General features: G+C 45.6%; 16 protein-coding genes. All 16 read left to right on the top strand.

The genetic code is table 11. The features are described from left to right. Positions 1-12: 12 nt before the first annotated feature. The 16 genes from H8S90_RS11845 to H8S90_RS11770 all read left to right on the top strand — a co-directional run bounded on the left by H8S90_RS11845 (position 13) and on the right by H8S90_RS11770 (position 13,130). Positions 13-309, top strand: coding sequence for a rhodanese-like domain-containing protein (locus tag H8S90_RS11845; protein WP_187343015.1), 297 nt, complete (start codon positions 13-15; stop codon positions 307-309). A gap of 78 nt (positions 310-387) precedes the next feature. Next, a complete protein-coding gene (locus H8S90_RS11840; protein ID WP_255501948.1) occupies positions 388-1,812 on the top strand; it encodes a rhodanese-like domain-containing protein in 1,425 nt (474 codons plus the stop codon). After that, a complete protein-coding gene (locus H8S90_RS11835; RefSeq protein ID WP_255501921.1) occupies positions 1,813-2,148 on the top strand; it encodes a rhodanese-like domain-containing protein in 336 nt (111 codons plus the stop codon). It begins immediately after the preceding gene. Positions 2,149-2,151: 3 nt separating this feature from the next. Then, positions 2,152-2,388, top strand: a complete 237-nt coding sequence (locus H8S90_RS11830; RefSeq protein ID WP_187342726.1) for a hypothetical protein — start codon at positions 2,152-2,154, stop codon at positions 2,386-2,388. A gap of 22 nt (positions 2,389-2,410) precedes the next feature. Further along, a complete protein-coding gene (locus H8S90_RS11825) occupies positions 2,411-2,974 on the top strand; it encodes a YeeE/YedE family protein (RefSeq protein ID WP_187342725.1) in 564 nt (187 codons plus the stop codon). Between the two features lie 18 nt (positions 2,975-2,992). Continuing rightward, positions 2,993-3,487: a DUF6691 family protein gene (locus tag H8S90_RS11820; RefSeq protein WP_187342724.1), complete on the top strand. Its 495-nt coding sequence runs from the start codon at positions 2,993-2,995 to the stop codon at positions 3,485-3,487. A gap of 13 nt (positions 3,488-3,500) precedes the next feature. After that, a complete protein-coding gene (locus H8S90_RS11815) occupies positions 3,501-4,217 on the top strand; it encodes a DUF2490 domain-containing protein (protein WP_187342723.1) in 717 nt (238 codons plus the stop codon). A 98-nt stretch (positions 4,218-4,315) separates the two neighbouring features. Further along, positions 4,316-4,528 carry a DUF6132 family protein gene (locus H8S90_RS11810; protein WP_187342722.1) on the top strand — a complete coding sequence of 71 codons (213 nt, stop codon included), beginning with the start codon at positions 4,316-4,318 and terminating at the stop codon, positions 4,526-4,528. Then, positions 4,525-4,818: a thioredoxin gene (trxA, locus tag H8S90_RS11805; RefSeq protein WP_187342721.1), complete on the top strand. Its 294-nt coding sequence runs from the start codon at positions 4,525-4,527 to the stop codon at positions 4,816-4,818. Before H8S90_RS11810 ends, trxA begins: the two co-directional genes overlap by 4 nt. A gap of 32 nt (positions 4,819-4,850) precedes the next feature. Next, positions 4,851-5,201, top strand: a complete 351-nt coding sequence (locus H8S90_RS11800) for a hypothetical protein (protein WP_187342720.1) — start codon at positions 4,851-4,853, stop codon at positions 5,199-5,201. Between the two features lie 78 nt (positions 5,202-5,279). Beyond that, entirely contained in the window at positions 5,280-5,684 is a 405-nt protein-coding gene (locus tag H8S90_RS11795) for a DoxX family protein (protein WP_187342719.1), read from the top strand. 12 nt (positions 5,685-5,696) lie between these two features. After that, complete coding sequence (locus H8S90_RS11790; RefSeq protein WP_187342718.1) at positions 5,697-6,140, top strand: hypothetical protein; 444 nt, start codon at positions 5,697-5,699, stop codon at positions 6,138-6,140. A gap of 11 nt (positions 6,141-6,151) precedes the next feature. Then, positions 6,152-7,774: a bifunctional UDP-sugar hydrolase/5'-nucleotidase gene (locus H8S90_RS11785; RefSeq protein WP_187342717.1), complete on the top strand. Its 1,623-nt coding sequence runs from the start codon at positions 6,152-6,154 to the stop codon at positions 7,772-7,774. Positions 7,775-8,037: 263 nt separating this feature from the next. Then, a complete protein-coding gene (locus H8S90_RS11780; protein ID WP_187342716.1) occupies positions 8,038-8,442 on the top strand; it encodes a hypothetical protein in 405 nt (134 codons plus the stop codon). 122 nt (positions 8,443-8,564) lie between these two features. Then, on the top strand, positions 8,565-9,950 hold the full coding sequence (locus tag H8S90_RS11775) for a TolC family protein (RefSeq protein ID WP_187342715.1): 1,386 nt from the start codon (positions 8,565-8,567) through the stop codon (positions 9,948-9,950). Between the two features lie 9 nt (positions 9,951-9,959). Further along, on the top strand, positions 9,960-13,130 hold the full coding sequence (locus tag H8S90_RS11770; protein ID WP_187342714.1) for an efflux RND transporter permease subunit: 3,171 nt from the start codon (positions 9,960-9,962) through the stop codon (positions 13,128-13,130). Positions 13,131-13,137 lie beyond the last annotated feature (7 nt).

Below are 13,137 nucleotides of genomic sequence, written 5' to 3'. Positions count from 1 at the left end.
TAGCAACTCCACATCGACATCGAAACATTCAAAGGCTATGTCGGAAAAGAAGATGTCCAGATCGTTGACGTGCGTGGCGAAGAAGAATATAAAGGAGGCCATGTTGAGGGTGCGGAACACGTATTTGTCGGCACACTGCAACAGAATCTCGATAAAATAAAGAAAGATAAACAGATCGTCATCCATTGCCAGGCCGGAGACCGTTCAGCCATTGCGTATTCCCTGTTAAAGAAAAACGGTTTTGAAAACGTCAAGAACTATTCCGGTGGTATGAAAGAATGGAAAGAAAACGGAAACCCGGTAATCTAAAAAAAACAAACTATGGTAAGAAAAAACAATGATAGCAACCGTGGATGGTTGGCCTTTTCGGTCGCTACTATCCTGTTATTGCTCCAAACAGGCGGTGCGTTCGCACAAAAACTGTTCTTTGAGCGGGTCTTTGATGAGAGTCTTGCACAGGCAAGCTATGTCGTAGGCGATATGGAGACCCGTGAGGTCATTGTCATCGACCCGAAGCGTGATATCGACACGTACCTCGAAATGGCAAAGGCAAACAACCTGAACATCACCCGTGTAACGGAAACCCATATCCATGCGGACTTTCTGAGCGGTTCGCGTGAGTTGGTGGCCGCTACCGGTGCAGAACTATTGCTTTCGGCCGAGGGTGGAGATGATTGGCAGTACGAATTTGCACATACACCACTAAGGGCGGGATCAATCATCAACGTTGGGAAGATAAAACTGGAAGTGCTGCACACCCCCGGTCACACACCGGAAAGCATCACTTTCCTATTGACCGATCCATCCGTTTCCAATACCCCCCAAAAAGCCCTTACAGGTGATTTCATCTTTGTCGGAGACGTGGGGCGACCAGACCTCTTGGAAAAAGCCGCCGGACAGGAAGACACGCAGGAAGAGAGTGCAAGACAGCTCTATAGGTCTATCCAAAACTTCCTGCATTTACCGGATGAATTGGAGATATGGCCCGGTCACGGCGCAGGATCGTTCTGTGGCAAGACGTTGAGCAATATACCGCAATCGACCCTTAAAGAAGAGAAGTTGCTGAACCGCGCATTCCAGTTTAAGGATGATGAAGCTGGCTTTGTCAAGTATATATTGGAAGACCAGCCCGAACCGCCAAATTATTTTGCGGTCATGAAACATCTGAACAAGGTGGACAGGCCTTTGCTCATCGAAGTCCCCCAGCATCCAAAACTGATGAAAGATGCGTTTCAGCAAGCACAGCAAAACAAACTCTTGATAGTGGATGCACGCAATAAAGAGAAAGTAGCGGCAGGTTACCTACCGGGCAGTCTCCATATCGAGGGAAATAAAACCTTCTCTACACTGATGGGATCATTGGTCGATTACACGCAGCAAATGGTATTGGTAGCGGATAATGGGAAAATAGAGCATCTGACCCGAAAACTGATGCGCATCGGTATGGACAACATCTATGGATACATTGAAGATATAAACAGTATCGGAAAACCGTTGCAGACGACCGCCCGCGTGGATATAGATACATTCAAGTCGATCAAGGATAAAGATGACGTGCAGGTCGTCGATGTCCGTATGACAGGGGAGTTTGCCGATGGACATATCGCCGGAGCGGAGAATGTGCCACTGGCTGCGCTGGCGGAGAACCTCGATAAAATCAGTAAGGACAAAAAGGTGATTATCCATTGCCAGAGCGGTGTACGTGCTGCCGCAGCCCATTCGATTTTAAGGGATCATGGCTTTGATAACATCACGGTCTATTCGGGTGGAATGAACGAGTGGCAAGAACAGGAAAACGAAGTAGTAAAATAAATGAACGATAGTATGTTCGGATTATTCAAAGATAAGCTGGCCGATACAGAGAACGACCGGTTAGCTGATGAAATTAAAAACGGTGCATTCCTCGTGGATGTAAGGACACCGCAGGAGTTTTCTGACGGTTCAGTGAAAAACGCCGTAAACATCCCATTAAATGAACTGGAAACAAGCCTACATAATTTTAAAGGCAAAGGTGCCATAGTGGTTTTCTGCCAGAGCGGAAACCGCAGTGGAAGCGCAAAACGCATCCTTGAAAAGCATGGTTTCCAACAGGTCTTCAATGGCGGTGGTTGGCGTAGTTTAAATAAGTTGGTAAACAGTATCAAATAAGAAATGAGAGACTATATTAAAAAATGGACGTTGATGCGCACGCTGAGGCTCATCATAGGTATTGTTATCGTCGTACAGGGTATACATGATTCACAATGGATGCTGGTAGGGCTTGGAGCCATCTTTTCCCTCATGCCCCTTTTCAATATCAGCATGTGCGGCATTGGTGGTTGCGAAGTACCTCAGCAAAGACCAAAACGCCGTATAACAGAGGATGTGAACTACGAGGAAGTAAAATAATAGCAAATAAAGTAATCTGAACATGTTGGAATTTTTAAAAGAACCGTGGCCGTGGTACATCGCAGGGCCATTGGTCGGACTTACAGTACCTGCCCTATTGATATTGGGCAATAAATCTTTTGGGATCAGCTCATCCCTTCGCCACATCTGTGCATCCTGTATGCCGGCGAAAATACCTTTCTTCCATTACGACTGGAAAAAGGAAGCATGGAACCTGTTTTTTGTATTCGGTATTTTTCTTGGCGGTATATTGGCTGCACTACTCTTGGCCAATCCAAATCCAATTGAAGTGAATCCGGAACTGGTCGATGAACTGGCAGGTTACGGCATTACCAGTTACAATAGCCTTATCCCGGAAGATGTCATTAACTGGCAATCGCTGCTTACGCCCCGTGGCTTCCTACTGATCGTCGTGGGAGGTTTTCTGGTGGGGTTCGGTACCCGGTATGCCGGTGGCTGTACCAGTGGGCACGCCATCATGGGTCTGGCAAATCTTCAATGGCCTTCACTCGTGGCTACGATATGCTTTATGATCGGGGGCTTTGTCATGGCAAACTTGATTTTGCCCTATATATTATCACTTTAGAATATAAGAACACAAAAAATGAACAATACAACAAATACCGAGTTGGAGAAGAGATCGCAGGACGCGATGTGTGTCAATGAAAGCCAGTTGGAGCATAAATGGTACTACAACCTTAAATACATGTTTGTCGGGATAATTTTTGGTGTCCTGTTTGTAAAATCCGAAGTCATCAGTTGGTTCCGGATACAGGAGATGTTCCGCTTGCAGTCTTTTCACATGTATGGGATTATAGGCAGTGCCGTAGTGGTCGGGATCATTTCAGTCTGGTTGATCAAAAAATTCAATATAAAGACCATTCATGGCGAAAAAATCACCATTTCGCCAAAGAAATTCAACAAGGGGCAGATCTACGGAGGGTTGACTTTCGGTTTTGGCTGGGCGATGACCGGAGCTTGCCCGGGACCACTGTTTGCACAGATCGGAACAGGCGCAACGGTCATTGCCGTAACGCTGTTGAGTGCCGTGATCGGTACATGGGTATATGGGTATTTTAGGGAGAGGTTGCCGCATTAGGAGCGTTGGGAAAATGACGACGAAAGGTCTCTATATTTTATGTATATCACTTGTATGGGCGGTGTACTCATTTGGTCAGACACGCCACAATGTTTGGTTAAGGGGAACGTTGGGATATGGGATAAGTGAAAAATTGGAAAGTGACCTGGAGTTCCAATATAGGCGGCAGAGTGGCTTTGACACCAAGATGCCTTTTCGGCATGACCTGATGCAATCCGTTAGGAACTGGACCCGCTATCGGTTCAGTGATCGGCTTTTCGTTTCGGTTTCCCCTTTTGCCTACTTCAAGCATTATCGGGTCGTCACCCAGCAAGGAGATCATATCTTCAAGCCAAGCCGTGAGTTTCGGTTCTCTGCCGCTTTGACTTGGAAAAAGGAAATCGGCAGAGGGTTTGAGTTCATTAACCGTGGAGCGGCCGAATACCGGATTTTTAACAATGGTACGGATGATGTAACGAGGGTAAGGGATCGCATTGGGGTACAGTATGGTTTTGAGAACTTTTCGATTTTAGTCTTTAACGAATTTCTGGCCAACGTGGCGGGTGTAGACCGTGGGCATTTTGTTGACCACAACCGGATCGGCACACAACTGGAATATAGACCAAAGTCGCAGGTAAAGCTTAGGTTGGGATACCTGTATATCGATAGGTTACCGCTAAAAGGGGAAACGTGGCTTCACGAAAACAATATGTCATTTAACTTCATGTACAATTTCAAGACAGGAGGGTAAAATCACCTATTGTAACTTTAGTTACAGAACACTTGTAATAATTTACCGAACTTTACATGATTAAACATGTGCCATTAAGCACTTAGTATTAATGCAATATGAAAAGGGGAAAAACAATCAATAAATACGGTCTGATAGTGTTTGGAATCATCGCAGGGGCAATAGCAGGATTCGCCTACTGGCATTTCATCGGTTGTAACACCGGAACCTGTGCCATTACATCAAACCCCTTGAACAGTACATTGTATGGCGGGGTAATGGGTGGTCTACTTTTATCCTCTTTTAGAAAAGATAAAACAAAAGCAGCATGACATTCCAAGACATAATAAGCGGGGATAAGCCTGTATTGGTGGATTTTTTTGCCGAATGGTGCGGCCCCTGCAAAATGCAGGCACCGATACTCGATGAACTGAAAGGACGTGTCGGAGAAAATGCGACCATCATCAAGATTGACGTAGACAAAAACCCCAAGGTCGCATCAGATATGGCAATACGCGGTGTACCTACATTGATTATTTTTCGCAAAGGGGAAATCAAGTGGAGACAGTCCGGTATTTTTTCTGCGGATGAACTCGAACGTTTGATAAAAGAAAACAGTTAGACCGACGGAAAAAAACAACATATAAGGAAAGTATGGACAAACGGAGCACAAAAATATTCTTACGGCTTTCCATCGTAGTGATGGTTATCCTGTTGGTGGTGCCCTGTTCGTTAAAAAGGGAATACAAGCAGACGTTTGACATACCGCTTTCCGAAGCCCCTAAATCAGCACAGTCTATCCATGCGTATGGGTGTAGTTTGATAAGCCGCACATCTACACCGACAAAACGTTCACTGAAAAAGAAGCATGTGCATCCCTTATTGGAATGGATACCTTCCATAAGGGTCATTGAACCTCAAAAACATTATTCCAGTACCCCTTTCGGAAAACACATCCGAACAACGGTTCCCATATATATCCTCCATGAACAATATCTGATTTGATTACCGGCCGCAATCATCAAAATGTACCCTGTCAACAAGGGTCGGATCAAATACATATCATCAAATCAGTAAAAAACAATGGAACACGGAACAAAACTGAACGGAGTATCCATACTCCTTTTTAGGATAATGCTGAGCGGGATTTTTCTGATCGCCGGCATATCCCACTTCATTAATCCGGACGGTGTCACAGAACGCATCAACAGTGCGAGATATGCAGAATTTGCACATCTTTTCGGCGATCCGCATACACTTGGAATATGGTCGGGTTATGCCTTGATACTTTTCGGGATGACATTCGTATTGGGAGTCTTCACCCGATGGTCAGCACTCGCGCTATTTCTTCTGCTCATACCCATCACGATAACCATCCAAGTGGGGAATGGCTGGATGCACGGCCCCTTCTGGAAAAACATCGCCATCTTTGGAGGACTTCTGTTTTTTATCGTTAATAACCCAAGATCATATACTTTATACAACTAATCGTACGGAAAAATGAAAAAACATGTTTTAATTATTGCATCGCTGGCCATCTTCCTGTTAGGCGTATTCGGTACAGTTCAAGCGCAGTCGTTAACAAATATTGAAATCGAAAATGCCGTAAAAAAAGACGGCAAATATGCTATCCTGGCCCAAAGTTCACGGCATCTTACAGGTGCCGTCTTGGCCGGCGCAGAAATTAAGGAAGATTTTCCCGATGTGCAATTTGTGGTCGGCATGGCCGGCCCTGTCGTCAAGGAACTTGCCGAAGACGAAAGTCTCAAAGAAACTGTCGAAACCGCTAAAAAGAATGGGATCAAACTGATCGTATGTGAATTTGCTATGAACAGGTTGAACGTTAAAAAAACGGATTACGATGCTTATATCCAGACGACCCCGAATGTCTATCGGTATATGTTTGGCATTCAAGAAATCGGATTTAAAATACTAAGCCTTTAAAATTGGAAAATATGATAAACAAAATAATATATACGGCTATGGCCAGTGCCACATTGATGAGCTGTAACAACATCAGCGAAAACAAGGATAACGAGGAATCTGTCATCACCATTTTGCAGACCTCAGATATCCATGCCTACCTCAATACACATGATGAACTCTTTGTAGAAGATGGGGCTATGGTGTTTAGGGAAGCCGGAGGCTTGGCAAACATCAAGACACTTGTGGAGGGCGTGCGCCAAGAAAATCCCGATGGAACCGTATTCATTGACGGAGGGGATTTTATCCAGGGAAGTGGTGAAAGTGTCCGCTCCAAAGGTGCTTTCTTCCCCACCATAGTTCAGAAAATGGGCTATGACCTCATGATTCCCGGCAATTGGGAGGTCATATATGGTAAACAGGTTATGATGGACATCATGGAGGATTACGGTACACAGGTGATCGTTTCCAATATGTACCATGAAGATAACAAGCAACCTTTGTTTCCACCCTATTGGATTACGGAAAAAAAGGGAGTCAAAATCGGCTTTATCGCCTACAACGACCCGGAAGTGCCGATACGACAAAACCCGATGTTCAGTGAGGGAATGGAATTTAATCCGGTAGAAGCAAACCTTAAAGAGTTGATTTCAGAACTCAAGGAAGAACAGGAAGTTGACCTGCTTTTCCTTATCGCACATATCGGCATATTCAAGCAGGTAACTTTGGCCAATAATCCTATCGTTGAGGGAGTTGATTTTATTTTTGGCAATGATACCCACGAGCGTGTCCGCGAACCTATTCAGGGTAAATATGCTTCCGTAGTCGAACCAGGTGCATTCGGATCATTTGTCGGCAGGTTGGACATAAAGGTAAAAGACGGCAAAATGACCGGTTACGACTATGAACTCATTGAGGTCAACCCGGAGAAGTATACCGCCAATGAAGAAATGCAGGAACTTATAGACACGCTTGTCGCTCCCTATAGAACCGAGATGGAACAGGTAATAGGCTATACATCGGCACCGATGTACCGGTATCTCGTCGTCGAAAATGCGATGGACAATTTTATTACCGATGCCCTGCTTTGGAAATCAGAAGCGGATTTTGCCGTATCCAACGGTTTCCGGTTCGGTGTGCCCATCCTGCCCGATGAAAGCGGAAGGGCATCCATTACCAAAGAGGATCTGTGGCGTATGCTTCCGGTCGATGAACACATGAAGATCGGTGAAGTCACCGGAGAACAGGTCAAAAATTGGTTGGAAAAGGAAATCAACAACGTATTTGCCAAGGATGCCATGCAACGCTTCGGAGGCTGGCTCGTTCGCTTCTCCGGGATGACGGTCAAGTTTGACAGCTCAAAGGAAATGGGTGAGCGTGTACAGGAAATCACCATACAAGGTGCGCCATTGGATCTTAACAAAACATACCGCATGGCATCATGCAACCGTGAGGGAGAACCCATACATATTCTATGTCGGATGAGGGATGCAAAAAATGTAGAATTGAAACCTTATACGTTGCATCAAGCCGTTATTGAATACTTGGAGGAGAAAGGTACAATAAACCCCAAAATCGAGGGTCGGGCAATTGCTGTGGACTTGGAGGAAAAAGCCTTTTCACGGATGTCCGAGGTAGGTTATACGTTTCGGTAAAGTTTGGACAAATACCGGAATGCAAAAATGAAAGAAATCGGTAATTTGGCTAATCACCGATTTTCATTTTATCCATACAATTTTTTCTATATGCTGTTATTTTAATTACATTGATATGGAGACTGAAAGAAAGTTGAGCCTTTTCAACAGCAGGTCTATAACTGTAAAAAATCCGTGAGAATTAGCGATAAACGACCCCAAAAAGGCAAAATTGGTTGTTTTTACTTGTTCCCTAAGACAATTAAAGGTAAATTCGTAAGTAGATGGATAGAACTTTAGTAAATATTGCGAGAAATTTTCAACAATACAGCCTTGTATTGGTTGCAATAGTTTTTGTCCTGCTCACATCCTGTCCGGTCAAAAGCGGTATCAAAAGTTTGGTCGGGCTTCCTGTCAATACCGAACAAGAGGTGCCCAAAGGAAAACATGACTTCATTGGCGGTAGCAATGCGGAGAAATGTGTCATCGGCCAAACGAACGACACCACAATCTCTAATAACACCGCTTCCCACGCAAACTCCCTATTACCGGCTGTTTTTCTGATAATAGCTTTTCTTTCGCTACCGATCATTACATCCGATAAGGAACAATCACATCCCCTCTACGGCAATATAAAGATCCGGGGTACTTTACCCATCTTTATCCAGTACCGCAAACTCATTATTTAGTACCCTTTCCCACCCCTCATTTTTCCTATTGAAACAAGGTATCAATAGGAAACGATTCTATTGGTTTCATTTTAAATAATCCTTGGTCGGCTTTACGACCTATCAAATACCATTTAAGGAATATGATAAAACAGATCATGGCAACCACGGTTATGTGGTTGGCCATCGCTGCAATATTTCCGCTATATGCGCAGCAGCAAACAGCACATACTTTGGGCAGTCTGTGGCCCAAAGTAGAAGAAAACTATCCCGGCATTGGAGCGAAAATGTCGGCGATTGATGCCGCAAAACTTCACGAGCGGGCAGTAAGGGGCAATACGCTCCCACAGGTAAGGGCACAGGTTCAAAACACCTATGGTACTTATGAGGGAAGTGCAGGGGCATTCTTCCCCCAAGCCGGATTCTTCAACGTAGGCGGTCCTACCAATCCACTAAACGGAAGTTCGATGGCAGCCAACAGCTTTGGTTCGACAACTATCGAATGGGAACTGTTTTCCTTTGGCAGACTTCGCAAGGAAAACGAAGCCGCCAGTATGCTTTTTTATAAAACGATCAGTGAAAAGGATGCTTATATCCTCAACCTAAAAAAAATATTGTCGGAACGGTACATTACATTATTGTACAATGATGCAAAACTGAACTGGACGGCCAAAAACGCCGAACGCCTCGACAGCATACGCAATATTACGGCCGGACTTTCCGCAGCTGGATTAAGGCCCGCGGCAGACAGCCTGCTTGCTTCATCATCTTATGTACAGGCCATAGGCGAACATGATAAATGGAGCGGTGTAAAAAATGCTTCCTTTATCAAGTTATTGGAATTATATGGTGACAGCCAAGTCGATTACACCGAATCCACCAACCGTTTCAGCAATCCAAACGGCAATTCTCTGAGTGAGGGAAATGTAATCAATCCATCACATCCCATTTTGGATGCACTGGACAAACAAGCCGAATATTATACGCTCAGTGGTGAAGCGCAGAAACGTTCCTCATTACCATCCATAAAAATATTGGGAGGCTACGCCTACCGTGGAACGGGTATAAGTCCCAATGGAACGGTATCGGGTGCCTGGAAAGACGGTTTTTCCAATACCACCAATAATATCCTTGCAGGTATCGGACTCACGTGGAATATTACCAGTCTGCACACGAACAGACTGAAAGGCGAAGAACTTTTCAAAGAAGCAGAAAGCACGAAATTCTTACAAGCACAGTATGAGCAGGCCATGCAAGCGGACCTTTCTGCATCACAGGCAAAAATTCTGCAACAATACGAACAGCTTGGAAAAACGAGGCTCGCTGTAAAACAGTCACAGGATGCCTATGATATGTATCTGGCAAGATATAAAAGTGGCCTTATCACATTGAGCGAGCTGTTGCAGATACGCATCTTGCTCGAACAGGCAGAGGACGCTCACATCGAGGCTTCGCGTGACTATTGGATGCTCCTTGCTTACGAGGCTGAGTTGACAGCCGACTTCGATTTTCTGTTTAACAACCTTTAATAATTTCACATGAACCTCATAAGATTTGCGTTAAGAAAGCCTATTGCCATTATGGTCGTCGTATTGACGATAGCTTTCTTCTCATACAACACGATAAAAAAAATAAACGTAGATATATTCCCCGAAGTGGAATTACCTGCGATATACATCGCCATGCCTTACGGGGGACTGTCCCCGGCCTATATGGACGGTTTTATGGCGAACGAGTTCCAAAAGGTACTTTTATTCGTCAGTGGTGTAAAGAACATTGATTTTAAAAGCGTACAGGGCTTGACCCTCATGAAGCTGACCTTTTACCAGGGTACGGATATGGCGCAGGCTGCCGGAGAGGTATCTACCTTTACAAACCGGGCAATGGGCTTTCTACCGCCCGGAGCAGTTCCGCCTATGGTCGTCCGGTTTGACGGTAGCTCGCTTCCCGTAGGACAGCTGGTTTTTGAAAGTGAACAGCGTTCGGTCAACGAACTGCAAACACTCGCTATTACGAGGATCAGACCGATGTTTACCGAAATCCCCGGCATTACTTCCCCTGCACCCTTTGGCGGTAACGTCCGTTCCATTGTTATCAATATCAATCCCGAAGCGATGCAGGCCAACGGGCTTAGCCCCGAAGAAATAACGGCAGCCATTACCAGGAACAGTCTTCCGTCGCCTGCCGGAAATATCCGTATAGCCGATGAAAACCTGATGGCTCCGATCAACTCGATTGCCAAGAACCCCGAAGAATTTCTGAACACACCTATTAAAGCAGGTGAAAACCGTACGGTATATGTTAGGGATGTTGCCAGTGTATTGGATGGTGCAGACCAGACCGTAGGTTATGCACTGGTCAACGGCAAACGGTCGGTTTACCTTCCCATCATCAAAAAAGCCGATGCTTCCACATTGGATGCCGTAGACAATCTAAAGGCTTCCATTCCGATGCTGAAAAACCAATTGCCCGAAGACGTAGACGTCCGTTATGAGTTTGACCAGTCGACTTATATCGAAAGGGCACTCTCTACACTTATCCACGAGGGTATCTTGGGAGCGGTTTTCACTGGATTGATGATATTGCTCTTTTTGGGTGATACCCGTGGGGCGATCATCGTTGTACTGACCATTCCGATAGCTATTCTGTCAGCGGTCACGGTACTGCACCTTTTCGGGCAGACGATCAACATCATGACGTTGAGCGGTCTTGCCCTGTCCATTGGTATTCTCGTCGATGAAGCCACAGTTACGATAGAGAACATACACCAGCACATGGAAATGGGCAAGCCCAAACAGCGAGCTATCATTGATGCCCTGCTCGAAATATCCATCCCAAAACTGTTGATATTGCTCTGTATCCTTGCGGTGCTGACACCTGCATTTATCATGACAGGTATTCCCAGAGATATGTTCATGCCCTTGTCAATGGCGGTGGCTTTTGCGATGATCGCATCCTTTTTGGCATCCCAGACCTTTGTGCCGATACTGGCAAACTGGATGATGAAGAACAAGCACAGCAAGGAATCCAATACACCGAGAAAAAGGGCTTTCTTTGAAAAGTTCCGTGTCAATTATTCCTACCGAATGCGGAAATGGGGAAAGAAATCGCTTATACTTTTCGTGGGCTATGTTGCCGTTGCCGGAGGAATTGCCGCATTGCTCTTGAACGTGGTCGGAACAGATGTCATGCCTGTTTCCAACAACGGCGATTTTCAATTGCGCATACAGGCTCCGCAAGGGAGCAGGCTCGAAAAAACAGAGCAGATCGTCAGTGAAATTACCGATGAAATCCGTGGGATTATTCCAGAAAACGGTATCAACCTGACCTCTGCATTTGTAGGAACGCATTCGGCAGGAACACCGATAAACCCGATTTTTCTCTTTACCAGTGCTTCACACGAGTCTGTCTTGCAGGTCTCCGTCAATCAGAAAGTATATAAAGGTTCGATAGAGGATTTGAAAGAAGACATAAGGAAAAGAATTAATGAAACCCACCCCGAAGTCGCTTTCAATTTTGAACCGATGGAACTGACCGAAAAAATCATGGGACAGGGAGCAATGACCCCGATTGAGGTCAAAGTAGGGGCAAATCAATTAAACGGTGCCTTTGCGCACGCATCGAAGATTGAAGAAAATTTGAAGAAAGTGCCTTACCTGCGGGATGTCCGCATCGCCGAAGCCATTGCGTATCCCACATTGGAGATTGATGTTGACCGTGACCTTGCAGGACAGTTTGGTCTGACGATGCAGGATGTTACCCGAAGCCTTGTAACGGCTACCTCCTCCACACGCTATACCGATAAAAACCTTTGGATTGACCCACGTTCGGGCTTGGTGTTCCAGACACAGGTGCAAATACCGGAGGGCATCATGTCTTCCGAAGAAAAACTGCGGTCAATTCCATTGAAGAAAGGAAGCCTGCGACCTGTATTGGAAGATGTGGCGACCATACGCAAGGCTACTTCCCCCGCACAGGTGAACCGTAAAGGCCCGAATCGCTACGTTACCGTTGTGGCCAACGTGTACGGCAAAGATTTGGGAACGGCCTCGGTAGTGGTTAAGCAAGCCATTAAAGATGCAGGAGAACCGCCACGAGGAACAACGGTATGGACAGAGGGAACACTGCAGCTATTGGAAGATACGCTCGGCAGTCTTTTGGCAGGTTTGGGCGTAGCTATTATCGTTATCTTCTTGATGCTGTCAGCTTATTACCAATCGTTCAAAGTTCCTTTGGTTATCCTGTCGGTACTACCGGCCGTCATTGCCGGAAGTCTTACCCTGCTTTTCTTAACAGGGAGTACGCTCAACCTCCAATCGTACATGGGCATTATCATGTCTCTTGGGGTATCAGTTTCCAATGCCGTACTGCTTGTTAACCAAGCGGAATATTACCGCAAACAAGTCGCATTGAAGCCTGCCAATGCCGCAAGGTTGGCCGCGTCATCAAGGTTAAGGCCTGTACTGATGACCGCTGCCGCGATGATGGCCGGGATGTTACCAATGGCAATGGGATGGGGTGATGGAGCAGAACAGGTCGCACCTTTGGGCAGGGCCGTTATCGGTGGGCTTATCGCTTCCACGATAACCATTCTCTTATTGGTTCCGCATTTCTTCTCATCTGTGATGTCAAGAACATCCATCGTCAGTCCATCATTAGATCCGGACGATAAAGAGAGCAGGTATTTTCCAGAACAACACACGGTATAACAATATT

The sequence above is a fragment of the Olivibacter sp. SDN3 genome (genome assembly GCF_014334135.1).
Taxonomy (GTDB): domain Bacteria; phylum Bacteroidota; class Bacteroidia; order Sphingobacteriales; family Sphingobacteriaceae; genus Olivibacter.
The sequence above is the reverse complement of the archived record's forward strand: the minus strand, read 5'-3'. Positions and strand labels throughout refer to the sequence as shown.

Bases quoted from the DNA above. Each gene is read 5' to 3' on its own strand.
- trxA (WP_187342721.1), top strand. From the start codon at position 4,525: ATGACATTCCAAGACATAATAAGCGGGGATAAGCCTGTATTGGTGGAT.
- H8S90_RS11770 (WP_187342714.1), top strand. From the start codon at position 9,960: ATGAACCTCATAAGATTTGCGTTAAGAAAGCCTATTGCCATTATGGTC.
- H8S90_RS11825 (WP_187342725.1), top strand. From the start codon at position 2,411: ATGTTGGAATTTTTAAAAGAACCGTGGCCGTGGTACATCGCAGGGCCA.
- H8S90_RS11815 (WP_187342723.1), top strand. From the start codon at position 3,501: ATGACGACGAAAGGTCTCTATATTTTATGTATATCACTTGTATGGGCG.
- H8S90_RS11800 (WP_187342720.1), top strand. From the start codon at position 4,851: ATGGACAAACGGAGCACAAAAATATTCTTACGGCTTTCCATCGTAGTG.
- H8S90_RS11820 (WP_187342724.1), top strand. From the start codon at position 2,993: ATGAACAATACAACAAATACCGAGTTGGAGAAGAGATCGCAGGACGCG.
- H8S90_RS11810 (WP_187342722.1), top strand. From the start codon at position 4,316: ATGAAAAGGGGAAAAACAATCAATAAATACGGTCTGATAGTGTTTGGA.
- H8S90_RS11785 (WP_187342717.1), top strand. From the start codon at position 6,152: ATGATAAACAAAATAATATATACGGCTATGGCCAGTGCCACATTGATG.
- H8S90_RS11830 (WP_187342726.1), top strand. From the start codon at position 2,152: ATGAGAGACTATATTAAAAAATGGACGTTGATGCGCACGCTGAGGCTC.
- H8S90_RS11780 (WP_187342716.1), top strand. From the start codon at position 8,038: ATGGATAGAACTTTAGTAAATATTGCGAGAAATTTTCAACAATACAGC.
- H8S90_RS11775 (WP_187342715.1), top strand. From the start codon at position 8,565: ATGATAAAACAGATCATGGCAACCACGGTTATGTGGTTGGCCATCGCT.
- H8S90_RS11835 (WP_255501921.1), top strand. From the start codon at position 1,813: ATGAACGATAGTATGTTCGGATTATTCAAAGATAAGCTGGCCGATACA.
- H8S90_RS11790 (WP_187342718.1), top strand. From the start codon at position 5,697: ATGAAAAAACATGTTTTAATTATTGCATCGCTGGCCATCTTCCTGTTA.
- H8S90_RS11795 (WP_187342719.1), top strand. From the start codon at position 5,280: ATGGAACACGGAACAAAACTGAACGGAGTATCCATACTCCTTTTTAGG.